Source organism: Pararhizobium sp. IMCC21322 (assembly GCF_030758295.1).
Classification (GTDB): domain Bacteria; phylum Pseudomonadota; class Alphaproteobacteria; order Rhizobiales.
This window is the reverse complement of record NZ_CP132335.1, coordinates 3,194,970-3,215,647: the sequence shown is the minus strand read 5'-3', so window position 1 is coordinate 3,215,647 and position 20,678 is coordinate 3,194,970. Positions and strand designations below refer to the sequence as shown.

Annotated in this window: 24 protein-coding genes; 10 read left to right on the top strand and 14 right to left on the bottom strand. The window is 52.6% G+C overall.

Going from position 1 to position 20,678, the window contains the following annotated elements; all coding sequences use genetic code 11:
• Window positions 1-50: 50 nt before the first annotated feature.
• The 6 genes from RAL91_RS15170 to RAL91_RS15145 all read right to left on the bottom strand — a co-directional run bounded on the left by RAL91_RS15170 (window position 51) and on the right by RAL91_RS15145 (window position 5,183).
• Complete coding sequence (locus RAL91_RS15170) at window positions 51-968, bottom strand: pirin family protein (RefSeq protein ID WP_306257076.1); 918 nt, start codon at window positions 966-968, stop codon at window positions 51-53.
• Between the two features lie 102 nt (window positions 969-1,070).
• The gene (locus RAL91_RS15165; RefSeq protein WP_306257075.1) at window positions 1,071-1,313 is read right to left on the bottom strand and encodes an exodeoxyribonuclease VII small subunit; all 243 of its coding nucleotides are present in this window, start codon (window positions 1,311-1,313) and stop codon (window positions 1,071-1,073) included.
• A 9-nt stretch (window positions 1,314-1,322) separates the two neighbouring features.
• Entirely contained in the window at window positions 1,323-2,258 is a 936-nt protein-coding gene (locus RAL91_RS15160; protein ID WP_306257074.1) for a histone deacetylase family protein, read from the bottom strand.
• 36 nt (window positions 2,259-2,294) lie between these two features.
• Window positions 2,295-3,332, bottom strand: a complete 1,038-nt coding sequence (locus RAL91_RS15155) for an L-threonylcarbamoyladenylate synthase (RefSeq protein ID WP_306262945.1) — start codon at window positions 3,330-3,332, stop codon at window positions 2,295-2,297.
• A gap of 2 nt (window positions 3,333-3,334) precedes the next feature.
• Window positions 3,335-4,351, bottom strand: a complete 1,017-nt coding sequence (locus tag RAL91_RS15150) for a DnaJ C-terminal domain-containing protein (RefSeq protein ID WP_306257073.1) — start codon at window positions 4,349-4,351, stop codon at window positions 3,335-3,337.
• Window positions 4,352-4,403: 52 nt separating this feature from the next.
• Window positions 4,404-5,183 (bottom strand): LuxR C-terminal-related transcriptional regulator, encoded by a 780-nt coding sequence (locus RAL91_RS15145; protein WP_306257072.1) that lies wholly within the window; start codon window positions 5,181-5,183, stop codon window positions 4,404-4,406.
• 82 nt (window positions 5,184-5,265) lie between these two features.
• On the opposite strand from RAL91_RS15145, the gene RAL91_RS15140 reads away from it, so the two are divergent.
• The 4 genes from RAL91_RS15140 to RAL91_RS15125 all read left to right on the top strand — a co-directional run bounded on the left by RAL91_RS15140 (window position 5,266) and on the right by RAL91_RS15125 (window position 8,792).
• Window positions 5,266-5,940, top strand: a complete 675-nt coding sequence (locus tag RAL91_RS15140) for an acyl-homoserine-lactone synthase (protein WP_306257071.1) — start codon at window positions 5,266-5,268, stop codon at window positions 5,938-5,940.
• Window positions 5,900-7,195: a cytochrome P450 gene (locus RAL91_RS15135; protein ID WP_306257069.1), complete on the top strand. Its 1,296-nt coding sequence runs from the start codon at window positions 5,900-5,902 to the stop codon at window positions 7,193-7,195. Before RAL91_RS15140 ends, RAL91_RS15135 begins: the two co-directional genes overlap by 41 nt.
• A gap of 1 nt (window position 7,196) precedes the next feature.
• Window positions 7,197-7,397 (top strand): hypothetical protein, encoded by a 201-nt coding sequence (locus tag RAL91_RS15130; RefSeq protein WP_306257068.1) that lies wholly within the window; start codon window positions 7,197-7,199, stop codon window positions 7,395-7,397.
• Between the two features lie 120 nt (window positions 7,398-7,517).
• Entirely contained in the window at window positions 7,518-8,792 is a 1,275-nt protein-coding gene (locus RAL91_RS15125) for a sodium:proton antiporter (RefSeq protein ID WP_306257067.1), read from the top strand.
• A gap of 114 nt (window positions 8,793-8,906) precedes the next feature.
• Here RAL91_RS15125 and RAL91_RS15120 read toward each other — a convergent pair whose 3' ends face one another.
• Window positions 8,907-9,326 (bottom strand): RT0821/Lpp0805 family surface protein, encoded by a 420-nt coding sequence (locus tag RAL91_RS15120; RefSeq protein WP_306257065.1) that lies wholly within the window; start codon window positions 9,324-9,326, stop codon window positions 8,907-8,909.
• A gap of 98 nt (window positions 9,327-9,424) precedes the next feature.
• Between RAL91_RS15120 and pdxH the strand changes: the two genes are divergently transcribed.
• A complete protein-coding gene (gene pdxH / locus RAL91_RS15115) occupies window positions 9,425-10,042 on the top strand; it encodes a pyridoxamine 5'-phosphate oxidase (protein ID WP_306257064.1) in 618 nt (205 codons plus the stop codon).
• A gap of 19 nt (window positions 10,043-10,061) precedes the next feature.
• Here the strand turns inward: pdxH and RAL91_RS15110 are convergent, their stop codons facing one another.
• Both RAL91_RS15110 and RAL91_RS15105 read right to left on the bottom strand, forming a co-directional pair.
• Window positions 10,062-10,790 (bottom strand): LrgB family protein, encoded by a 729-nt coding sequence (locus RAL91_RS15110; protein ID WP_306257063.1) that lies wholly within the window; start codon window positions 10,788-10,790, stop codon window positions 10,062-10,064.
• A gap of 1 nt (window position 10,791) precedes the next feature.
• Window positions 10,792-11,178 carry a CidA/LrgA family protein gene (locus RAL91_RS15105; RefSeq protein WP_306257062.1) on the bottom strand — a complete coding sequence of 129 codons (387 nt, stop codon included), beginning with the start codon at window positions 11,176-11,178 and terminating at the stop codon, window positions 10,792-10,794.
• A 106-nt stretch (window positions 11,179-11,284) separates the two neighbouring features.
• Here RAL91_RS15105 and RAL91_RS15100 point away from each other — a divergent pair, with 106 nt between their 5' ends.
• A complete protein-coding gene (locus RAL91_RS15100; RefSeq protein ID WP_306257061.1) occupies window positions 11,285-11,563 on the top strand; it encodes a hypothetical protein in 279 nt (92 codons plus the stop codon).
• Window positions 11,564-11,688: 125 nt separating this feature from the next.
• Here the strand turns inward: RAL91_RS15100 and RAL91_RS15095 are convergent, their stop codons facing one another.
• The 4 genes from RAL91_RS15095 to RAL91_RS15080 all read right to left on the bottom strand — a co-directional run bounded on the left by RAL91_RS15095 (window position 11,689) and on the right by RAL91_RS15080 (window position 16,173).
• Window positions 11,689-13,230, bottom strand: a complete 1,542-nt coding sequence (locus tag RAL91_RS15095; protein ID WP_306257060.1) for a proline/glycine betaine ABC transporter permease — start codon at window positions 13,228-13,230, stop codon at window positions 11,689-11,691.
• Entirely contained in the window at window positions 13,227-14,300 is a 1,074-nt protein-coding gene (locus RAL91_RS15090; protein ID WP_306257059.1) for a glycine betaine/L-proline ABC transporter ATP-binding protein, read from the bottom strand. Before RAL91_RS15090 ends, RAL91_RS15095 begins: the two co-directional genes overlap by 4 nt.
• Before the next feature lie 69 nt (window positions 14,301-14,369).
• Window positions 14,370-15,329 (bottom strand): glycine betaine ABC transporter substrate-binding protein, encoded by a 960-nt coding sequence (locus RAL91_RS15085; RefSeq protein ID WP_306257058.1) that lies wholly within the window; start codon window positions 15,327-15,329, stop codon window positions 14,370-14,372.
• Window positions 15,330-15,378: 49 nt separating this feature from the next.
• Complete coding sequence (locus tag RAL91_RS15080) at window positions 15,379-16,173, bottom strand: alpha/beta fold hydrolase (protein ID WP_306257057.1); 795 nt, start codon at window positions 16,171-16,173, stop codon at window positions 15,379-15,381.
• Window positions 16,174-16,410: 237 nt separating this feature from the next.
• On the opposite strand from RAL91_RS15080, the gene RAL91_RS15075 reads away from it, so the two are divergent.
• The 4 genes from RAL91_RS15075 to aat all read left to right on the top strand — a co-directional run bounded on the left by RAL91_RS15075 (window position 16,411) and on the right by aat (window position 20,228).
• Window positions 16,411-17,295 (top strand): LysR family transcriptional regulator, encoded by an 885-nt coding sequence (locus RAL91_RS15075; protein WP_306257056.1) that lies wholly within the window; start codon window positions 16,411-16,413, stop codon window positions 17,293-17,295.
• 445 nt (window positions 17,296-17,740) lie between these two features.
• Window positions 17,741-18,205: an acetyl-CoA carboxylase biotin carboxyl carrier protein gene (gene accB / locus RAL91_RS15070; protein ID WP_306257055.1), complete on the top strand. Its 465-nt coding sequence runs from the start codon at window positions 17,741-17,743 to the stop codon at window positions 18,203-18,205.
• A gap of 7 nt (window positions 18,206-18,212) precedes the next feature.
• On the top strand, window positions 18,213-19,550 hold the full coding sequence (gene accC / locus RAL91_RS15065) for an acetyl-CoA carboxylase biotin carboxylase subunit (RefSeq protein WP_306257053.1): 1,338 nt from the start codon (window positions 18,213-18,215) through the stop codon (window positions 19,548-19,550).
• A 21-nt stretch (window positions 19,551-19,571) separates the two neighbouring features.
• The gene (gene aat / locus RAL91_RS15060) at window positions 19,572-20,228 is read left to right on the top strand and encodes a leucyl/phenylalanyl-tRNA--protein transferase (RefSeq protein ID WP_306257052.1); all 657 of its coding nucleotides are present in this window, start codon (window positions 19,572-19,574) and stop codon (window positions 20,226-20,228) included.
• Here aat and RAL91_RS15055 read toward each other — a convergent pair.
• The gene (locus RAL91_RS15055; RefSeq protein WP_371932417.1) at window positions 20,225-20,674 is read right to left on the bottom strand and encodes a DUF2155 domain-containing protein; all 450 of its coding nucleotides are present in this window, start codon (window positions 20,672-20,674) and stop codon (window positions 20,225-20,227) included. The genes aat and RAL91_RS15055 overlap by 4 nt on opposite strands.
• Window positions 20,675-20,678 lie beyond the last annotated feature (4 nt).

Genomic DNA, 20,678 nt, shown 5'->3' with positions numbered 1-20,678 from the left:
GGACAGTGCGATTTATGCATTGATTGTGACACATATATGTCCCTTGTTGCCTATCCGGGCAAGGGAATAAACTCTTCTTCATCACCGGGAACGGTATCAAAGCGCGCCTGACGCCAGTCCTCTTTGGCCTGATCAATCCGTTCTTTGCTGGATGATACGAAGTTCCACCAGATGTGACGTGGTCCATCCATCGGCTCACCGCCCAGCAACATCAGCCGCGATGGTTTGTTGGCGCGGATTGTGATCCGGTCGCCGGGGCGGAATACCAGAAGCCGCCCGCCTTCAAAACGGTCCCCGGCAATGTCAATTTCGCCCGATACAATGTAAACGCCGCGTTCCTCGTAATCCGCATCCAGCGGTAAAACGCCGCCTGCCTGTAATTCCGCAGAGGCATAGAACATGTCGGAATAGGTTTTTACCGGCGATTTCTGACCATACATGTCACCTATGATGATCCGCGTGTTCGCGCCGCCATCATTGAGGACTGGCAGGGCATTGGCTGATTGATGCTCAAAATCAGGATCGATTTCCTCAAACTGCCTGGGCATGGCCACCCAGGTCTGAATGCCAAACAGGTTCTGACCTTTCTTGCGTGTTTCATCTGAAGTGCGTTCGGAATGGACGATACCTTTGCCCGCGGTCATCCAGTTGACGGCACCTGGCGCAATTGGCAGTTCAGTGCCCAGGCTGTCGCGATGGTAGATTTCACCGGAAAACAGATAGGTCACCGTCGACAGACCAATATGCGGATGGGGCCGCACATCAATGCCCTGATCGGTGAGGAATTCTGCAGGGCCCATCTGGTCAAAGAATATGAAGGGCCCAATCATCTGTTTCCGGGCAGATGGCAGAGCGCGGCGAACCTCAAACCCGCCAAGATCACGGGCACGGGGCACAATGATTGTCTCGATCGCGTCGCAGGCTTTTTTATCACCCGGGACGGGGTCTTCTGCGGGGTGCCAGGTCATGTCTGATCTCCTCATCTGTTATTACAGATTTAGATCACAGTCGAGAAATCACACCAATGGTTGACGCTGTAGAATAACCGTCAATATCTGTGAAACAATTGATCAGTCGAGCGGCTCGGTCGATGCTGCTTGTCCATCAGCATTGGTTCTGATTTTCTCGACTTTTTCTTCCGCTGATTTCAACAGAGTGTCGCATCTGGCTTTTAGTGCTTCGCCACGCTCATAGATGGAAATGGATTCTTCCAAAGGCACGTCGCCTTTTTCCAGGCGGGCGACAATTGTTTCCAATTCTGCGAGCGCAGTTTCAAAACTCATGGATTTCAGATCTGCTTTGTCGTCGCTCATCATTGCTCCTCAGGTGCTCGCATTCATCAGTTCATCTATATGACGGGCAGCTGATTCGGCCAGTCCCATCAGATCATAACCACCTTCCAGCAGTGAAACCACCCGGCCGGATGCATGCGTATCGGCCAGTTCAAGCAGTTTCTCCGTGACCCATTTGAAATCCTCACCCTGCAGGTTGATTTGCGCAAGCGGGTCGCGATGATGCGCATCAAAACCTGCTGAAATCATTATAAGGTCCGGTTGGAAATTGCTGATTGCCGGAAATATACGTGTTTCCATGGCTTCACGAAACTCGGCGCCGCCATCACCTGCGGTCAAGGGCGCATTGACAATGTTGTCATGGTCTCCGGTCTCATTCAGTGAACCGGTGCCGGGGTAAAGCGGCATTTGATGGGTCGAGCAATATAGTGCTGTCGGATCATTCCAAAGGATATCCTGGCATCCATTGCCGTGGTGAACATCAAAATCCACAATTGCGACGCGCTCCGCGCCATGGGCCTTTTGGGCGTGACGTGTTGCAATAACCACATTGTTAAAAAGGCAAAATCCCATTGCTGTGGTTCGCTCGGCGTGATGGCCGGGCGGACGAATGGCGCAGAAGGCATTGTGTGCCTCGCCGGTCATCACGGCATCGACAGCTGCATTGGCCGCGCCAAAGCCACGTAGCGCTGCTTCCCATGAACCGGGAGACGCCACTGTGTCATTGTCGATCCGTGAAATGCCTGCATCGGGAATGGCATCCCGTATCATGTTCAGATAGCTCTCCGGGTGAGCCAGCAGAACTGTCTCTATATCGCCCATCGGCGCGTCCACCTTGACCAGTGCGTCAAAATGCGGATCGGCGAGGACATCTTTCAGTGCACGTATCCGGTCGGGTCGTTCTGGATGCCCCACCGGTGTCTCGTGATTGAGGAAGCTGTCATGCTGATATAGCTGGGTAGCCAAATTCCGTGCCTCTAAATCACAAATGAATCACAAAAATCACAAATCGTGTTTGTCATTGTTACGCGGCGCGGATGCACGCTGCAAGCGGTCGTAAATTGCTACGCCAAGACCCTTCCTGGGGGGCGCTACAACGTGAATTGTGTCTGGGTGGAGTGCATCCAATCTGCGCAGCATGGAAAACAGATTTGCGGCTGCTTCCACGCAGTCTCCGGATCTGCTGAGGTCCAGACAGGTGTTTGCGTCTGTTTGGCCGGGAAGGCTGTGTCCGGCAAATGTCAGGACTGCGTCATTGTGTCCCACGTGTGACGCGGCCCCGGAACTCAAGCAAACTTTTGCCCTTGGCGCGTAGTGGGATGTGAGCATGCCTGGCGCAGATGGTGAGAGTTGATCATCTGCAGTTGCCCGGTGATCTTCAAGGACCTCTCCGTGCAACGCAGCCTCTAATTGCTCCCGGGTGACGGCACCAGGTCGCAGGAGTGTCAATGGAGCTCCGGGACAGCAGGCAACAATTGTGGATTCCAGTCCCACCGGACAGGGTCCGCCGTCAACCACCAGCGGAACTGTGTCAATCGGGAAGGCCAACCGGACATCACTGGCCCGTGTGGGGCTCAGGAGGCCAGAGGGATTGGCGCTGGGAGCGGCGAGGGGGCGTTGCAGTTGGCTGATGATTGATCTGGTGAAGGCGCTGTCCGGGCAGCGCAGGGCTATAGTTTCAAGGCCAGCAATTGCCAGCTCGCTGACTGACGCCCCGGCTTTGCGAGGCAATACCAGCGTAAGACCGCCGGGCCAGAATTTTTTGATGAGTTGATGCGCACGTTCATCGATATGGGCGAATGAGTGAGCCATATCGACCCCATCCACGTGGCAGATCAGCGGGTTGAAGCTGGGGCGACCTTTGGCGGCATATATTTGTGCAACGGTCCGGTCGCTCGTGGCATCGGCTGCCAGCCCATAGACTGTTTCTGTTGGCAGGCCAACCAGTTGCCCCTCCGCAAGAAGGGCTAAAGCTGCAACTGCAGCTTCAGGACCTTGCGGCATCAGGCCTTGGTGTTCGTGACTGCTTGTTTGAGACATCGTCACTTTTGTTTCAGTGGAGGACGGCCTTCTTGCGCCCAGCGTTTCATGAGGGCTTCCAGTTCAGGTTCCGGCTGATCTGGAAATTGTATTTGCAGACTCACCAACAGATCGCCAGACTTTGATTTTCCCGGCAGACCTTTGCCGGGAATTCGCATTGTGCTGCCGGAGTTGCTTTTTGGCGGGACTGTCAGGTTAATTCGACCAGCCAGGGTCGGGACCTGAATTTTGCCACCAAGATAGGCTTCATGCAAATGGATGGGGGCGTCGTACCGCAGATTCGTACCATCCACTTTGAACAGCGGGTGGGGCACAAATCTTACTGTAATCCTGGCATCTCCAGGCGCGCCACCCGTAGGGCTTGGTGCGCCCTGGCCCTTCAGTCTTATGGTCTGGCCGTCCTTTGTGCCTATTGGCACCGCTACGGCAACAGTTCTGCCGTCGCCGAGCGTTACAGACGCTTTTTTTCCTGACGCAAAATCTTCCAGAGTGATGGCCAGCCTGCCTTCGACATCAGCGCCTTTTTGTGCTCTGCGGGCGCCACCAAATCCCTGTTGTCCAGCGCCAGCCTGGCCAAATCCGCCTTGTCCAAACCCGCCTTGTCCGGGTCCACTTTGCCCAGACCCGGGACGTCCGAAGCCGCCGCGTCCGCCAAATATCTCGCTGAGGATTTCTTCTGCGCCACCGCCAGAAAATGTCTGCCCCGATGCGCCGCCTGGACGTGGACCGCCGCCTTGGCCAAAACCGCCAAAACCGCCGCCGCCGGCACCGCCGCCACCAAAACCAGGGTGAACGGGATTACCGTCGCCGTCGATCTCACCGCGATCAAACTGCGCACGTTTTTCACTGTCACCTATGACATCATAGGCATTGTTGAGCCTCGAAAAGCGTTCTTTTGCTTTTGGGTCGTCCGGGTTCTGGTCCGGGTGGTTCTTTTTGGCGAGATTGCGGAATGCAGACTTTATATCAGCAGCACTCGCGCCCTTCGTCACCCCCAGAATCTTGTAGGGATCTGACATTGGGATTTTCCAGATTTGTGTTGTTTCTCTTAACAGGCCGTATATTCGCAGCCTAAACGTCGATTAAACCAAGAAAGATGCTTCTGGCAACAGCATGCGTCTTATTACCGGCCTGAAGCTTCTCCATAGCATTCTTTATATGGGTATCAATTGTCTCTGTTGAAATAGATAAAATACGTGCGGTTTCCGCTGCCGTTTTGCCCCTGCTTGCCCATGACAGCACTTCGCGTTCACGATCCGTAAGGCGCGTTGTTTGAAATGCCTGTTCCCGCCGGCTGAAGGGTATTACGTCGCCGTTGCTTTTTCCTGTCTCCCGAATGCGCATGAGCTCCTGCATCCAGTAGATCAGGATGACATGGAGGAAATGGCGCATATCTTCGATGTGCTGATACAGGCGCGCTGGCTTTTCATGCCAGAACAAGGTGCAGACGCAGGAGCGCATGCGCCCAATGTCATCGACAAAATGGAACGGTATGACGAGGCCTTCCTGAAATCCATAATCCATGGCGGCTTCCATGAGCCTGTGGGCACCAGGTTTTCTTTTTCCGGTTCTTTGTGGAAGCGGCACACTGGCCCACAGGAAGGGCACATTCGTTCTGCGAGCGGTTTTGAGACATTCATCAATTAGGATAAAGTCGTTTGAGGCGTAGTCGATCTCCCATCCGCTGCCCGTTGTTCCGACGTAGAAGGGGTCAATTTCGCCGGGCATTCCACCATCAAGAAAGCAGAATGCGGCAAATCCGAAATCATTCACAATGGTGTTGAGGACAGACACCAACTGGTCCTGAGAAGAACATCTTTCGATGTCAGATATTGCCTTCTCAAGTTTCATTTCAAAACTCACCATTTATCGGGATGGTTATTTGCTAGCATAAATCGTTATGTCTCACCATAGCTGCTGGCGGGAGGCGACCTTGCTTTTAACAGGTACTTCAAATTCAGATTCAGACATAAAAATTGTCATCGGAACTGCTGAAGACGCCTGCCAGGATGTGCTTGATGTGATGGCGTTTCGCAAGCGCATTCTGGTTGATTCACTTGGCTGGGATCTTACGGTTACCCAAGGTTTGGAACGGGATGAGTTCGACCGGGCTGACACCGTGCATTGTGCGGTTCGGCATAAGGACATTCTGGTTGGATCTTTCCGGGCTATCAGAGCTGACAGGACTTATCTTGCAGCAGAAAAATTCCGTCACCTCGCCACTCTCAAATCCTATCCGGAAGACGAAAGCAGTTGGGAAATCAGCCGTTTTGTGGTCGCCATGGGCGAGCGGCGTTTTTCATATGCCCTGACCACCTATGCCTCTATGTTTCGCTTTGCTTTTGCAGTGAATGCTGATCGTCTTGTGGCCTTTTCAGACCTGTCTCACGAGCGTCTGCTATCACGCATAGGGATTGTGACCGAACGTTATGGCCCGCCATTTCAGATCGGAATTGATGCTGCGGGCAGACCGGTCAAGGTGGTCTCGGGGGAAATACCCATGGCTGCTCAAATCGGGTCCCGGTTTTTACAGCTTTTGTCTCACGCCAATCCTTTGGAGGAGTCCGATGTATATTCCTTACCGCGACGTCGCAGCATTTCGGCGTGACCCGCTGACGCTGTTAAACAGCAAGGCTCAGGCAGCGGAACAGGGTTTTGTGCCTCTGGCGCTCGGTGTGCGCCCGATCTATTTGTGCAATGGACCGATGACGGCCCGCTCAATCTTGAAATGGCCGACAGCGGAACTGGATAAGGGGTCCCTGGTACAGCGCTTGCGTCCCATTATGGGCGAGAGCTTGCTGACCAATAATGGTGAGGCGCACAAGGCTTCGAAAGCTGCCATTCACAGGCATCTTCAACGCAATGCCATTTCTGGCAACATCGACAAGATGATTGCTGTCGTAAATGGCTATATTGCAGGACTGTCATCTGACAAAAGCTTCCGGCCGGCCTCGATTTCTGCACCGCTTGCGCTGCAGATGGGGGCGACTGCCTTGTTTGGACATGATGTGCTGAGTGCTGCAGATCGCATGGCGCTGATTGAAGCTGTTCAGACAGTTGAAGCCGAGCTTGCAGATGATATGTTTCGCGTCTTGCCAAACGGACCCAGAAAAGCTGCAGAAAGGTCCAAACGTATTGATGGCGCTCGGGAAATCGTTGGCGCCGTTATCAACAGGGCGCGTGCCAATAACAACAAATCGCCTTTATTGAACGCGTTGGAAGAGGCAGGTTTGAGTGATGATCAGGTGAATGCGGAATTGCTTGGATTGCTGATCGCCGGGCATCACACAACTGGCGCATCAATTGCCTGGATGCTTTACCAACTGGCACGTGATCCTGCGCTTGCGGATATTCTGGCCTATGAGGCAGATGGTGTCATGGCAGCATTGGAAAAAGGCGATTCCAGCGCTTTGCGCCGCGCGCCTTTGAGCGAGTCCTTTGTCAAGGAAACCCTGCGGGTTTACCCTGCCGGATGGTGGACCTCACGAGAGTTTTTGCAACCGGCCGAAGTGGAGGGCAAGCGCTTCCGTCGGGGCGATATGGTGATGATCAGCCCGTGGACCTTGCATAAAGACCCCCGCAACTGGGAACAGCCGGACGAGTTCAGGCTTGATCGTGATTACTCACATCCATCCTACATGCCATTTGGCGTGGGTGGCAGAGCGTGCATTGGCATGGCCATTGCTTTATTCGAGCTGCAATTGGTGGCGCTGCAATTTGCATCTGCCTTCAACATGTCTGGCACATTTACCGCGGCTGACATGGTACCCATTCCCTCCATTACGCTGTTGGCACCAGATCATGAACTTAGTTTTACCGTCCGGGATGAACGCAAATTCAAAGACCGTATGGCGGTGGCCTGATATGCGGGAAGCCAACCATGATCTGCGTGATTTCATTGATCGTTACAGCGATGAATACAAGCAACGGCAAGCTCTGATGGCTATTCTGGAATATGCGATTTCGGAAGCATCCGAGCTGGAGCCAGATGCGGCGCGACATCTGGAAACCGCAAAGCTGATGATTGCCTCTAAAATTACATCAGAGCTGGTAATGAAGCACTGAAGCACCGAAGCCTATCGAAGGAGTGCTGTGACGTCTCGACAAACTGCGACTTGCGTGTTCTGACATTGTTTGCGAATCGTATAAGGCATTACGATTGTTATGGCAGCAGCAGGAGCAGTTTTGTCCGGCGAACCTTTCTTCTCATTCAATTCCTATCATGTCCTTTTATCGGTCATTGGTATCGTCGTCATTCTGGCGCGTTGGCTGCCCAGGCTAATTTCGACGCGTGAGCCGGCGTCTGCTCCGCTCATGATCCTGTTCGGCGCAGGCGCGGCGCTCCTTATTCCGGGTTTTCCAGATATGCCCGACCCCCGGGAGTCACCTTTGCCCTGGGAGCTCGTTAGCGAGATGACTGTCATTATTGCCTTGTTCGGGGCGGGCATGCGTATTGATAGCCTGCGGCCGTGGAGAAAATGGACCCCCACAGCCCGCATGTTGTGTATTGCAATGCCTTTGACCATTCTGGCGGTGGCATTGGTGGGCTCAAGTTTAGTCGGGTTGACCGCTGCCGGTGCCATTCTGCTCGGCGCTGTGCTGGCGCCCACAGATCCGGTTCTTGCAGCGGATGTTCAGGTTGGTCCGCCGCAAGAAGGGGCGGAGCATCCGGTTCGCTTTACACTTACGACCGAAGCGGGACTTAATGACGGTCTGGCCTTTCCCTTCGTTTATCTTGGGCTGATCGTGGCGGTCCAGGGTCTCAATCCCGGCGAGTGGGGGCTTGAGTGGCTTTTGCGCGATGTCGTTTACCGCATTGTCGTTGGTGTTGCCATGGGGTGGGCCGGCGCATGGGCGCTTGGGCAAATTCTGTTTGTTATCCCAAAGGATGCGCTTTTGGCCAATACCGGATCGGGTGTGGTCGCTCTTGCAGGTGTGTTCCTGTGTTACGGCTCAACCGAGTTGGTTGAAGGGTATGGTTTCATCGCTGTGGCGATAATGGGACTTAAACTCAGGCGTATTGAAAACCGACACCATTTTCACAGACGTCTTCATGACTTTTCAGAATCCATAGAACATGCATTGACTGCGCTGTTGCTGGTGGCACTGGGTACTGTTTTGCCCGCTCTGTTTCTGTATCTGTCGTGGAGCCATATTGCTGTGGCCATTTTGCTCCTGGTGGTTATCCGGCCACTCTCGGGTTGGATAGCGTTGATTGGTTCCAACATGGCTCACAGAGACCGAGCTGTGGTCTCGGTTTATGGCGTGCGAGGGATCGGCTCAATCTATTATCTTTGTTATGCTGGCAGTCATATGGAGTTTGTCAACGAAGCGCAATTGTGGTCGTTGGTTGGCCTGGTAATTCTCCTATCGACTATTTTGCACGGTTTTACAGTTGGTTGGGCAATGGACCAGTTACAAGAACCAGAGAAATGGTCGAAAAAAAGCATCCCTGACTGACCTGAAATGTGGAACTCTTGTTGTGCCTCCCGCTATCGAGACGAAGCCGCAACGCAATCGGGAACGTGATTTGAGTTTGGTTATGAGCTGTGCAGGTACTGAAGCAATGCTTGCTCAGCTGCGATCGACCAATTCGAAGCGGTTGATCTGCCAATTTTTCTGCCCGGCAATACAGGCTTCACCCTTATAGCGATGGATGCCGTCGATATTTTGCAATGTGGCAGCAAAATTCCGGCAGCGACCAATTTCATCACTGGGCGCTGCAAACGCCATGAGACTGCCGCTGGAACCGGTGCGGTCGTTTTCCCAGGGAATGAGCGATCCTGCGGCTTTTTGATTGGCTGCTTCATTCAGCGCTGTTCGCATCTCCAGCCAGTCCGAGATTTCCACATTGTTTGGCTTGGGAGAGGTGCTGATTGAGCCGGTTATGATGTCGTCTGCACCGTCGTCCAAAAGACCTGGCGATATGGAACAGCCCGCTATGGGAACCAGACATAGGGCGGCAAAAATGCATTTTCGCAATTGGCGGCTCATGCTTACATGCCTATATCTGGGTGGAAGTATCTTCATCATTCATACAGCGGGTCATCAATTCCATGACTAGTGACGATAAAACTACACAATCTAGGTTAATGAGCCGTGACTTCACAGAAATAGAGCCCACAGCGTCTGCGCCGTTTGAGTTATTCGCAGCATGGATGGGTGATGCAGAGCAGAGTGAACCGAATGATCCCAATGCCATGTCGGTCGCAACTGTTGACGGGCAAGGTGTGCCAAATGTGCGTATTCTGCTTCTGAAAGGGTTTGATGAACGCGGTTTTGTTTTCTACACGAATTTTGAAAGTAACAAGGGTCGGGAATTGTTGGCGCATCGGCACGCTGCGCTCTGCTTCCATTGGAAATCCCTGAGGCGACAGGTTCGCATTCGTGGGCCGATTGAGCAGGTGTCGAATGATGAGGCTGATATCTATTATAACAGCCGATCGGAAGGCAGTCGTATTGGCGCCTGGGCTAGCCAGCAGTCGCGCCCCCTGCAATCCCGCGACGATCTTGAGCGTGCTGTTGAAGACTATACCAAACGCTATGCGTGCAAGGATATTCCACGACCACAGCATTGGTCCGGCTTTCGGGTAAAACCGGTTGAGATTGAATTCTGGCATGATCGCCCATACCGGTTACACGACCGGATTGTGTTTTCCCGCGAGGCCGGTGACGGACAGTCCTGGACCAAGCAAAGGCTGAATCCCTGATCGCCTGAAGCAAAGCGTGTCAGAATAATTTGACAAGCAAGGGGACCAGCAAAGCCGTCAAGGCACCATTCAGTGCCATGGCAATGCCTGCAAAGGTTCCGGCCAAGGGGTTTATCTGAAAAGCTCTGGCCGTTCCGATGCCGTGGGAGGCAATGCCCACCGCAAATCCTCTGGCTGCATAATCCTGAATTTTCAGAACATTCATCAGCGGTGTGACCATGACAGCCCCTGTGATCCCGGTCGCTATGACAAGCACTGCCGTCAGTGTTGGAATTCCGCCCAGTTGCTCTGAAATACCCATCGCAATTGGTGTTGTGACTGATTTGGGCGCGAGTGATACCAGAATGTCGGAGGGCAGGTTCAAAGCCCAGCCAATGGCAAGCGCACTCAGGATTGCGGTTATGGACCCGCCAATAAGGGCTGCGAGCACAGGCACAAGCCGGGATGTAACCTTTGGCAGGTTTTTGAAAAGAGGAACAGCGAGCGCGACAGTGGCCGGACCCAACAGAAAGTGAACGAATTGAGCGCCCTCAAAGTAAGTCTGAAAAGTTGTGCCGCTGATTTCAAGGATGATGATGAGAACGCCAGCTGCGATAATCACCGGATTGGCGAGGGGATGACGGTCCAGCTTTTTGGAGATGCTATCTGCCACTATGTAAGCCACGAGCGTTGTTGTGAGCCAGAGCAATGGCGTTTGTGACAGATAGACCCAAACTTCAAACAGGCTGCTGTTGTCGATCTCTTCCATATCAGGAATCTTGTCGATCTGTGCTCAGCAAGCGGAAAATGCCGACTGAGACAAGCAGTGTCAGAAGTGTTGACCCCAAAATCGTCAGGGTCAGAGAGATTGTGTGATCTGCAATCAAAGGGAGATGCTGGATGATGCCGACGGCTGCCGGCACAAAAAGTAGCGACAGATTTCCCAGTATCACATCTGCAGCGCGATCAACGGCAGTTCCATCCATAGCCTTGCTTTTTAGCGTGGCAGATGTGCTTTTCCATCTGCTCCAGACGAAAAGAACCAGCAGGAGCAGGATCATGCCGACCAGCGGTCCGGGCAATTGTATAAAAGTGACACGAACCAAAAATTCACCAAACAATTGACAAATCAGGAACAAAGTAAGGGCATGAAGCATTCTATAGCCTTGGCAACGGTTGTTTTTATGTTCATATTTCACAACCAGCGTAAAATCTGGCAAAGGTTACGGCATGTGATGTGTCGCACAAGGAAGGAAATTTCTCATGACCATACGCATAAGAAAACACTCTGTCGCCCGTCATTTCGGCATGGCGATCATGATCGGAAGCACTCTGGCTTTGGCAGCCTGTGGCTCGACGCCCGGTGAACGTGCCTTGACCGGTGGCGGCGCCGGTGCCGCAGCAGGCGCTGGCCTGGCGGCAGCAACCGGTGGTTCAATTGCGGGTGGTGCAGCAATTGGTGCTGCTGCCGGTGCAGTAACTGGAGCTGTTACAAACGAATGTCAGTTCAATCTGTTCCAACGTCGTCCAGCTTACTGCTGATCGACTTCTGTCTCAGACCAGGCCGCTTCTTTGTGGCCTGGTCTGCCAGGGTTGCCGAGGGCAAACTCACAGCCATTTCGCTTATCACCGATTGCGCATGCGACTATGAGCATGAACCGATTTCGCTAATCGCGTTTGCCCTGGACAATCTGATTGAGGATCATGGCACAGAACAATATGGCGAAACCCGCCAGAATGCCTTGGCCAACCGAGGAATATTGCAACGCCTCCAGAACATCCTCGCCAAGCCCTTTTGCCCCAATCAACGATGCCACAACGACCATTGCCAGACTCAGCATGATGGTCTGATTTACACCCGCCAGAATTGATGGCGCGGCCAACGGCAAATCGACCTTTGTGAGCAGATACCACTTGGATGCACCATACGCGATTGCCGCCTCACGGATGGTTTCCGGTACGCCGCGCATGCCCAGGACTGTAAGCCGCACGACCGGTGTTCCGCCAAAAATCATGGTTGTGATGACAGCTGCGGGCTTGCCGACACTGAAAAAGGCGATGACGGGAATCATGAAGACGAATGAGGGCATTGTCTGCATGAAATCCATGATGGGACGAATGACCGCATAAACCCTGGGCCGACGTGCGCAGAACAATCCAAGCGGTATGCCAAGGAGAATTGAGATACACGCTGCTGTGCCAAGCAGTGCAAGCGTGGTCATTGCTTTTTCCCAAAATCCGAAAAAACCCATATAGGCCAGGAAACAGGCGGCCGCCACAGCAGCACCTTTGCCTGCGGTTAGAAAGGTCAGCAATATGATGAAACTGGCAATCACCGGCCATGGCGTGGCAACAAATATGACTTCCAGGCCATCAAGTACCACGCGAATACCGTAGCTGATGAAGTCAAAAATACCTTGTCCCGCAGAGCGGATAAATTCGAATAATGCTTCAACCCAACCAATGGCAGTCAAGCGAATTGAACCATCGGTGGGGAATTCCGCAAGGCCTTGCACAGCGCCGGGAAAGGTGAAGTGCATGATGCTGACGGCGAATATGATGAGCACAAATCCGACGCTTACACAGGTTCTTTGTATCGTCAGGCCTGAGTTTATGGAGCGGTCAGAAAGCCACTCTGAAAATCGGCTTTCAAGAGCCGAGTTGGCTATCACGCCCTCAGCCAGTTTTATGATCAGAAGCGCGATGAAACCAAATAGCGCGATCCAAACAGCCCCTTCCTGCGCGGCGACTGCCTCTGCGTTGAAATCTTCTACGGCTTGTTCAAGAGATGCAATTGCCCGCTTGAACACATCAACATTGTCTGCGTTTTTGCTGATCGCGGCCTCAAGCTGCTCGCGTCGGAATGACAAGGTTCCCTCGATCTGAGTTATGCGTTCGCGGACACCAGCACCAAGATCGCCAAAAAGGCCGCGCGCAATTTGTATGAGCGCAAATGTCTCCAGGATGACAAAGGGAAGGCCCCACTTCCATATGCTGCGCATACCATACCAAATAGGACCGAGCAGCGCGGCCATCAGATTGAAGGTCCAGGTGAACTGAGATGTCGAACCGATGTTTGCGAATTGCCGCTGATAATAGTCTGGATTTGTCTCAACAAACTCTGCAGTCAATTCTGCGCGGCTTTCGGCGCGCGTATCGGCCAAATCGCTCATGCTTTCCGCATTCAGGACTGTATCTGTCTGGCTCATGACGTTTCCGTTCCTTCGATGACAGTCCGCAAAAGATCCGCTCTTGTGATCACACCAACGCGCTTACCCGTTGCGTCAGCAACAGCGATCGGCGCTTCGTGTTCGATGGCATGTTCGATAAGGCTGGACAGATCCGCATCTTCACTCACGGTGTTGCTGAAATCGGTCAGCCCGCCATGCTTTTCCTCAAACTGGGAAATTGATGCCATCACCGCATGGGCCCGCACCACCTTCAACCGTGAAATACCGGCAACAAAGTCGGCGACATAGTCGTCAGCGGGCTTCATTACGATGTCTTCGGGCGTGCCTATTTGCACGACCCGCCCATCACGCATGATGGCAATGCGATCGCCAATTCGGACCGCTTCATCCAGATCATGTGTGATGAACACCGTTGTCTTGTTCATCTGCGAGGCAAGCTTCATGAACTCGTTTTGCAATTGTCTTCGGATCAAAGGGTCCAATGCGCTGAACGGTTCGTCCATAAGCAAAATTTCAGGATCAGCTGCAAGCGCCCGCGCCAGGCCGACGCGTTGCTGCATGCCTCCGGAAAGCTCATGCGCAAACTTATGACCCCATCCGGTCAGCTCAACCATATCGATTGTGCGTTCCGCGGTCTCAATGCGTTCATTCTTGCTGACACCGCGAATTTCAAGCGGCATGGCAACATTATCGACGACAGAGCGGTGAGGCATGAGCGCAAAGTTTTGAAACACCATCGCAATATGTTCATTGCGGTATCGGCGCAGCACGTCGGACGGCATCGCCATGATGTCTTCGCCGTTTACGATAATTTGTCCAGCTGTCGGTTCCAGCAGCCGGTTGATGTGGCGCACCAGCGTGGATTTTCCGCTGCCCGAAAGGCCCATTATGCAAAATATCTCGCCGGGCCGAATTTTCATGGAGGCGTCTGCGACACCAACAACACATCCGTACTTTTCAAGGGCGGCCTTTTTACCCAATCCAGTCGATTTGATATCAGCCAATGCTTCAGCTGCATGCCCGCCAAATATTTTCCATACGTCGGAAATCTCAACCGCATATTCATGGTCTGGATTTGAATCAGCCATCAGGGTTCTCCAAGGTGATCAGTGTGGTGCCTTGAAAGTCTGGGCACCACACTCTTCTGTTCAGTCCAATTAGAGACCGAGCCATCCGTCAACGCGGTCTGAATTTTCAGCAACCCACTCTTTTGCAACCTGGTCAGCCGGTTTTCCACCTTCGATCTGGAACGCAAAATTTGACACATCTTCGCCCGTAAGCTGCATGTTTTTCAAGAATTCCGTAATTGCAGGGGAGCGCTCTCCGAGTGATTTGGAGTAGGCAACCTGAACATTTTTCAGAGCGTCTTCCGTCATGACTTTGGAGTTTTCATACCAGTTGGGGTCCTGATCAGGCTGAAGCGCCTTGTATTTCGCAGGATCGAACTCAGGCTCTTCCAGCCGCACAATATCATGCTGGAACCAGATGGCGTGCGGTGAATAGCAGTAGAATGCGTAACCGATTTCCTTCTTGATGGAATCACCGACAGTCGCTGTCATAACGGATTGATCTGCCCGGATCGGTTCCATGAACGGCAGCAGGCCATAGTCTCGGACTTTCACCTGATTGACATTCGCTGACGCCCAGCCAGGTGCACCAACCCAGATTTCGCCTTTGCCGTTGCCATCGCCGTCCATCAGCGATGCAATTTCCGGACGCGCCAGATCGAAGATGGATGTGACGCCATTGGCTTCTGAAAACTGCTTGGTTACGCAAAAACTCTGCTTGCCTTCATAGGGCTTGTCAGACAGGGCCACATTGCCTGTGCCATCTACGTATTTTTTTGTAAAACTCTGCTGGTTTGGCAACCACACATCAGGATGGACATCAATGTCACCCTTGCCGGCATCCATGGCTGCAAAAATCGCTGCATTATCACCTGGAACCAATTCCGCTGTACCGCCAATACGCGACACAACAACTTCCTGGATAAGATGTGCGATGGCTTGTGCACCGGTCCACGCCGGAGCACCAATTTTAACTTCTTCTGCACTGAGCGCCGACGTTGAAACGCCTAGCGCCAGCGCGAAGAGAGTTGTCGCTGTGATCTTTTTCATTTCACTTCTCCTTGTATGCTCACACCAAAATGATGTGATCGATTCCAATTCATGCTTTTTCTTTCAGCCGGATGGTCTGCTGCCCGGTTTTCGCGCTTAGAAAATCAGCGAGCACTGCATTGAATATGTCGGGTTTTTCAAGATGCGCATTGTGCGCGCATCCAGGTAAAACCGATAATTGGCTGTTCTCAATCGATTTCCAGAGCGCTTCTGGCTGCGACCAATCGTAAGACTGATCCCTGTCACCCCAAATGATCAAAGTGTCACAGGCAATGCCGCTGAGAGTTTTGCGGCCGTCCCAGTCTTCCCATGCTTGCAAACTGCTGAGTGCGGTTTCCATGGACACACGCCGGATGAGATCTTTGCAGAGCTCAAACCTTGGATGTCGTTCACCTTCGACAAACCAGGTTGCCGCAATCTGACGACCAGTTTTTTCCACGCCGTCAGTCAGCATTCGCGTGCGTGACTGCTCGATTGTCTCAAAACGGCCGGGAAGTATGCCAACAGGGCCGGTGCCATAACAGACCAGCCTGGTGATCCGTGTCGGGGCCATTGCCACCATCTGTTGAACGACCATTCCTCCCATTGAGTGACCAAGCAAAGCGAATTGGTCAATTCCCAATGTGGTCAAAAGACCAAGGACGTCTGAGGCTATGTCTTTGATGGACTTGCGCGCGTGAATATCGTTGCTATTCCCAAACCCAGGCAGATCAACTGCGATAACTTCATAAAGCGATTGGAAATATTCTATCTGGTCCAGCCACATATCCGAGCCGCCAAGGTAGCCGTGGACGAGTACGAGCTTTGGACCTTTGCCTTCCTGCTTGTAGCGCAATGCGGTCATTGTGCGCCTGGCGGTCTGGAAAACAGGGGTTGAAAAGCGCTAAGCGCTGCCAATCCAACGGTATTCAGGAACACTACAGGTTGGATCAGGCCTTCAAGTTTTGGAAATCGCGATAGATGCATTTCTGAAAACTCCCGAATGGCTGTTTTCAAACCGTAATGCTGAAAATTCAGGTTGCCCAACGCAAACATTGCATTAAACTATTCCGAATTTGCATAGTTTAATGGGAGGCTGGGAATGGATCTGAATTGGCTTCGCGACTTTATTTGTCTTGGTAGGACGCTGAATTTCACAAAGGCTGCGCAGGAACGCAACATCACTCAATCCGCCTTCAGCCGGAGGATAAAATCTCTGGAGAACTGGCTGGGTGTTCCGCTTATTGATCGGGCGACTTATCCAGTCAGGCTTTCAGAAGCGGGGGAGCAGTTTCTGCAGGCAGCAAAAGAGAATGTGGCTCAGCTCACTGAGATGCGACAATATATCCGGCAACAGGAGAGCAGCCGAACGTCTTTTCAACGCTTTGCAGTTTTGCACACCATCTCTGTCAATTACCTGGTTCACAGGATTGCCGAATTTGAGAAAACAATGACGAACCTGCGGGCTCGGACGATTTCTGACAGTCTGGGGTCGTGCTGCCAATTGCTGTCTGAAGGGGCATGCGAGTTCCTGTTGGTTTACCGGCACAAGGATGTAGAGCCGCAAATCGATGAGAAGCTTTTCGCGCGAAAGGATATTGCAAAAGAACGCCTGATCCCTGTTGCCGAGCGGGATGCGGCTGCCAGGAACGGTTGGGCTTTAACGGGTATTCAAGATCAACCGGTGCCTTATCTATCATATGATCCCAGCACATTTTTGGGCACTGTCGTCGATCACACCATCAATTACACCAAGCTTTCACTCGACATTCGTTACATTGACGGTTTGGTGGAAGCATTGAAACGCCGCGCTTTGGCGGGCGGTGGCGTTGCCTGGCTGCCAGAGTTTTCAATCGAAAGCGAATTGAGATCGGGCGAACTTATTCAATTAGGTCCCCCCAAATTTGAGGCAGTTCTGACACTTTCCCTCTATTGCTCACCGTCAAAGCTGGACGAGACCGGGTTTGAAGTCTGGGAGCGTTTTTAGAGTGTGCCCAGGGCCGTCATTGAATCAGACCGGTGCAGCAAGAAATTTTTCGGGTTCATTCGTGTCCGAATGGGAAACAGGTGAGGGCCGATTTCCTGTTCCGCATAGGCACTTTAAACGCGGATCAAAAATGGCGTTGCCAATCAGATGGCATTTGTGTGGTCTGCACTAAATCCCCTGCATCGGTTCGACAATTATCTGGGGATCGTTGTTTCTCGCCATCTTTCCTTATCCATTGGTTATTTCTATAAGGTTATATCAATATGCCAATTGGTGTTGAGCGGTTTCTCCGCTCTATAGCGCTGGTCGGCAGGAGAGGTGACCTTTGCGCGTTTCGCGAGGTGTCTTGTCGGGGAAATTATCAAGGGCTATTTGCTCGCACTTTGCGTGATTAATGTTATATGGGACACATTGTTCCCTGCGGGGTAGTTTGAAATGAGGCGTTATGTCTAAAGACAACAAAATCGATCAGGAACTCGTGCGCCAGTTGGCAGTCATCCTGAATGAAACGGATCTGACTGAAATTGAGGTAGAGCAGGGCGATTTGCATATCAGGGTTGCCCGCAACATCACCATGTCAGTGGCAGCTCCTGTGGCTCAACCGGCCATGGCTGCGCCAGCAATGCAGGCAGCGCCAACCGCCGTTGCAGAGGCCCCTCAAGCTGCAGAATCAAAGGGTCATGTCGTGAAGTCACCGATGGTTGGTACAGCTTATCTGGCTCCAGAGCCCGGGGCAGACGAATTTGTCAAGGTGGGCGATACGGTGACTGCTGGCCAGACGATCCTGATCGTCGAGGCCATGAAACATATGAATCAGATTTCAGCGGACAGGGCTGGCAAGGTAACCGAAATTTTCGTCGAAAGCGGTCAACCTGTTGAATATGGCGAACCTCTCCTTACCCTCGAATAGGCAAGACATGTTCAATAAGATTCTGATCGCCAATCGCGGCGAGATTGCACTGCGCATATTGCGCGCCGCCCGCGAATTGGGCATCCAGACTGTGGCTGTTCATTCAACAGCAGATCAGGATGCCATGCATGTGCGTCTTGCAGATGAGAGTGTTTGCATTGGCCCGCCACCGGCGGCACAAAGCTATCTCAATATTCCTGAAATTCTGGCTGCCTGTGAAATCACTGGCGCTGAAGCGGTTCATCCCGGCTACGGATTCTTGTCCGAAAATGCACGGTTTGCCGAGATTCTGGAAGCGCACAATCTAACCTTTATCGGACCAAAGTCCGAGCATATCAGGGTTATGGGCGACAAGATCGCGGCCAAGGAAACAGTCAAGAAACTCGGAATTCCCGTGGTTCCCGGCTCTGATGGCGGTGTCACTGATTTTGCTGAAGCGGCCAAGATTGCGGAAGACATTGGGTATCCGGTTCTTGTAAAAGCGTCTGCCGGTGGTGGTGGTCGCGGCATGAAGCTGGCGAAGACAGCAAGCGACCTGAAAGGCGCGCTTCAGGGCGCGCGCTCAGAAGCCAAATCGGCATTTGGTGATGATACTGTCTATCTTGAAAAATATCTGGAAAAACCACGCCACATCGAAATTCAGGTGCTGGGAGACGGGCAGGGCAAAGCCATCCATCTGGGAGAGCGCGATTGTTCGCTTCAGCGTCGGCATCAGAAGGTTTGGGAAGAAGCCCCTTCACCGGCACTGAATGACGAGCAACGTAACCGAATTGGCAACGTTGTTGCCAAGGCGATGGCTGATCTTGGATATTCCGGCGTCGGAACAATAGAATTTCTATATGAAGACGGCGAATTTTACTTCATTGAAATGAACACACGTCTGCAGGTGGAGCACCCGGTTACGGAAGCTATTACCGGCATTGATCTTGTGCATGAACAAATTCGCATTGCTGCTGGCGGAAAATTGACGATGACACAGGAAGATGTGGAATTTTCCGGTCATGCCATTGAATGCCGCATCAACGCGGAAGACCCGGCCACGTTTGCACCGTCACCGGGTCGCATTACTCATTATCACCCGCCGGGTGGCCTTGGAACACGCGTCGATTCTGCTGTCTATCAGGGCTATCTGGTGCCGCCGCATTATGACAGTCTGATTGGCAAGCTGATTGTGCATGGCAGAAGCCGCGTTGAATGCATGATGCGCTTGCGCCGTGCTCTTGGTGAGTATGTGGTGGATGGAATCAAAACAACCATTCCGCTGTTTGAAGAACTGGTCGACAATCCGGATATTGCCAATGGCATGTATGATATTCATTGGCTGGAGAAGCATCTGGATCTCTAGAAACGGGATTCCGCTTATCACATGAGTGAGTATGACGCCGACCAAATGAAGATTACGCCGCAGGTGCTGCTGAAAGCCTATGCCTGTGGTCTGTTTCCGATGGCGGAATCTGCGGATGATCCGACGCTCTATTGGATCGAACCGGATCAGCGCGGCGTCATTCCCCTTGATACATTCCATGTACCGCGCAGTCTTTCAAAAATTATTCGGAAGGGTGTTTTCGAGGTCCGTGTCGACACGGATTTTGATGGCGTCATTTCAGGCTGTGCGGAACTGACTTCCGAGCGGCGTGAAACCTGGATAAACCAACCCATTCGCGATTTGTATGGCGAATTGTTCCATATGGGGTTCTGTCACACGGTCGAATGCTGGAAAGAGGGTGCTTTGATGGGGGGGCTTTATGGCATTCACATCGGCGGCGCTTTTTTTGGCGAGAGCATGTTTTCGCGTATTCCGGATGCGTCAAAAGTCGCGCTGGTTCATTTGCGAAACCGCCTCAATTCTGGCGGCTTTACACTGCTGGATACGCAGTTCGTGACCGATCATCTGAGGAAATTCGGTGCCCATGAAGTGCCGCGCGCCGAGTATAATGAGCTTTTGCAGGATGCCTTGCAGGTCGACAGTGACTTCTATCGCTATGATCAGGAGACTGGAAATTCTGTAGATTCTGGGGGTTAACCGGCATCTGCAGGCGGTGCGACGTCGGTCTCCTGCTTGCAGCCGGTCAGCCACACGTCATAAACGGCGTGCTCCACACCTTTCAGACCGGGACTTGATGCAAACATCCAGCCACCAAACAAACGGCGAATCTCATTGTGAAGTGTGACCTCATCAACTTCCACAAAGGATGTGGTGTTGGGTGGCTCTGTAGGAGGGCGTGAGTAACATACGCGCGGTGTTACCTGCAGCGCTCCGAATTGGACGGTTTCATCAATATAGACGTCGAAGGCGATGATGCGGCCGGTGATCTTGTCGAGACCGGCAAACACCGCAACAGGATTGTTCAGGCGTTCTGCAACAGCGTTTTGCGCCGACGCAAAAAAAGCACCAATGCCAATCAGGCCGCACAACGCGATCCCGATCAATCGACAGAATTTAGGTTTATCTAGCATTCCGGTTTTCATCATC

What these genes read in the sequence shown, in the direction of transcription:
- RAL91_RS15170 (WP_306257076.1), bottom strand. Translation starts at nt 968, where the DNA reads ATGACCTGGCACCCCGCAGAAGACCCCGTCCCGGGTGATAAAAAAGCC.
- RAL91_RS15145 (WP_306257072.1), bottom strand. Translation starts at nt 5,183, where the DNA reads ATGAAACTTGAGAAGGCAATATCTGACATCGAAAGATGTTCTTCTCAG.
- RAL91_RS15055 (WP_371932417.1), bottom strand. Translation starts at nt 20,674, where the DNA reads ATGAAAACCGGAATGCTAGATAAACCTAAATTCTGTCGATTGATCGGG.
- RAL91_RS15095 (WP_306257060.1), bottom strand. Translation starts at nt 13,230, where the DNA reads ATGAGCCAGACAGATACAGTCCTGAATGCGGAAAGCATGAGCGATTTG.
- RAL91_RS15155 (WP_306262945.1), bottom strand. Translation starts at nt 3,332, where the DNA reads ATGTCTCAAACAAGCAGTCACGAACACCAAGGCCTGATGCCGCAAGGT.
- RAL91_RS15120 (WP_306257065.1), bottom strand. Translation starts at nt 9,326, where the DNA reads ATGAGCCGCCAATTGCGAAAATGCATTTTTGCCGCCCTATGTCTGGTT.
- accC (WP_306257053.1), top strand. Translation starts at nt 18,213, where the DNA reads ATGTTCAATAAGATTCTGATCGCCAATCGCGGCGAGATTGCACTGCGC.
- RAL91_RS15105 (WP_306257062.1), bottom strand. Translation starts at nt 11,178, where the DNA reads ATGCTTCATGCCCTTACTTTGTTCCTGATTTGTCAATTGTTTGGTGAA.
- RAL91_RS15130 (WP_306257068.1), top strand. Translation starts at nt 7,197, where the DNA reads ATGCGGGAAGCCAACCATGATCTGCGTGATTTCATTGATCGTTACAGC.
- RAL91_RS15135 (WP_306257069.1), top strand. Translation starts at nt 5,900, where the DNA reads ATGTATATTCCTTACCGCGACGTCGCAGCATTTCGGCGTGACCCGCTG.
- RAL91_RS15165 (WP_306257075.1), bottom strand. Translation starts at nt 1,313, where the DNA reads ATGAGCGACGACAAAGCAGATCTGAAATCCATGAGTTTTGAAACTGCG.
- RAL91_RS15150 (WP_306257073.1), bottom strand. Translation starts at nt 4,351, where the DNA reads ATGTCAGATCCCTACAAGATTCTGGGGGTGACGAAGGGCGCGAGTGCT.
- RAL91_RS15110 (WP_306257063.1), bottom strand. Translation starts at nt 10,790, where the DNA reads ATGGAAGAGATCGACAACAGCAGCCTGTTTGAAGTTTGGGTCTATCTG.
- RAL91_RS15100 (WP_306257061.1), top strand. Translation starts at nt 11,285, where the DNA reads ATGACCATACGCATAAGAAAACACTCTGTCGCCCGTCATTTCGGCATG.
- RAL91_RS15090 (WP_306257059.1), bottom strand. Translation starts at nt 14,300, where the DNA reads ATGGCTGATTCAAATCCAGACCATGAATATGCGGTTGAGATTTCCGAC.
- aat (WP_306257052.1), top strand. Translation starts at nt 19,572, where the DNA reads ATGAGTGAGTATGACGCCGACCAAATGAAGATTACGCCGCAGGTGCTG.
- accB (WP_306257055.1), top strand. Translation starts at nt 17,741, where the DNA reads ATGTCTAAAGACAACAAAATCGATCAGGAACTCGTGCGCCAGTTGGCA.
- RAL91_RS15080 (WP_306257057.1), bottom strand. Translation starts at nt 16,173, where the DNA reads ATGACCGCATTGCGCTACAAGCAGGAAGGCAAAGGTCCAAAGCTCGTA.
- RAL91_RS15075 (WP_306257056.1), top strand. Translation starts at nt 16,411, where the DNA reads ATGGATCTGAATTGGCTTCGCGACTTTATTTGTCTTGGTAGGACGCTG.
- pdxH (WP_306257064.1), top strand. Translation starts at nt 9,425, where the DNA reads ATGAGCCGTGACTTCACAGAAATAGAGCCCACAGCGTCTGCGCCGTTT.
- RAL91_RS15085 (WP_306257058.1), bottom strand. Translation starts at nt 15,329, where the DNA reads ATGAAAAAGATCACAGCGACAACTCTCTTCGCGCTGGCGCTAGGCGTT.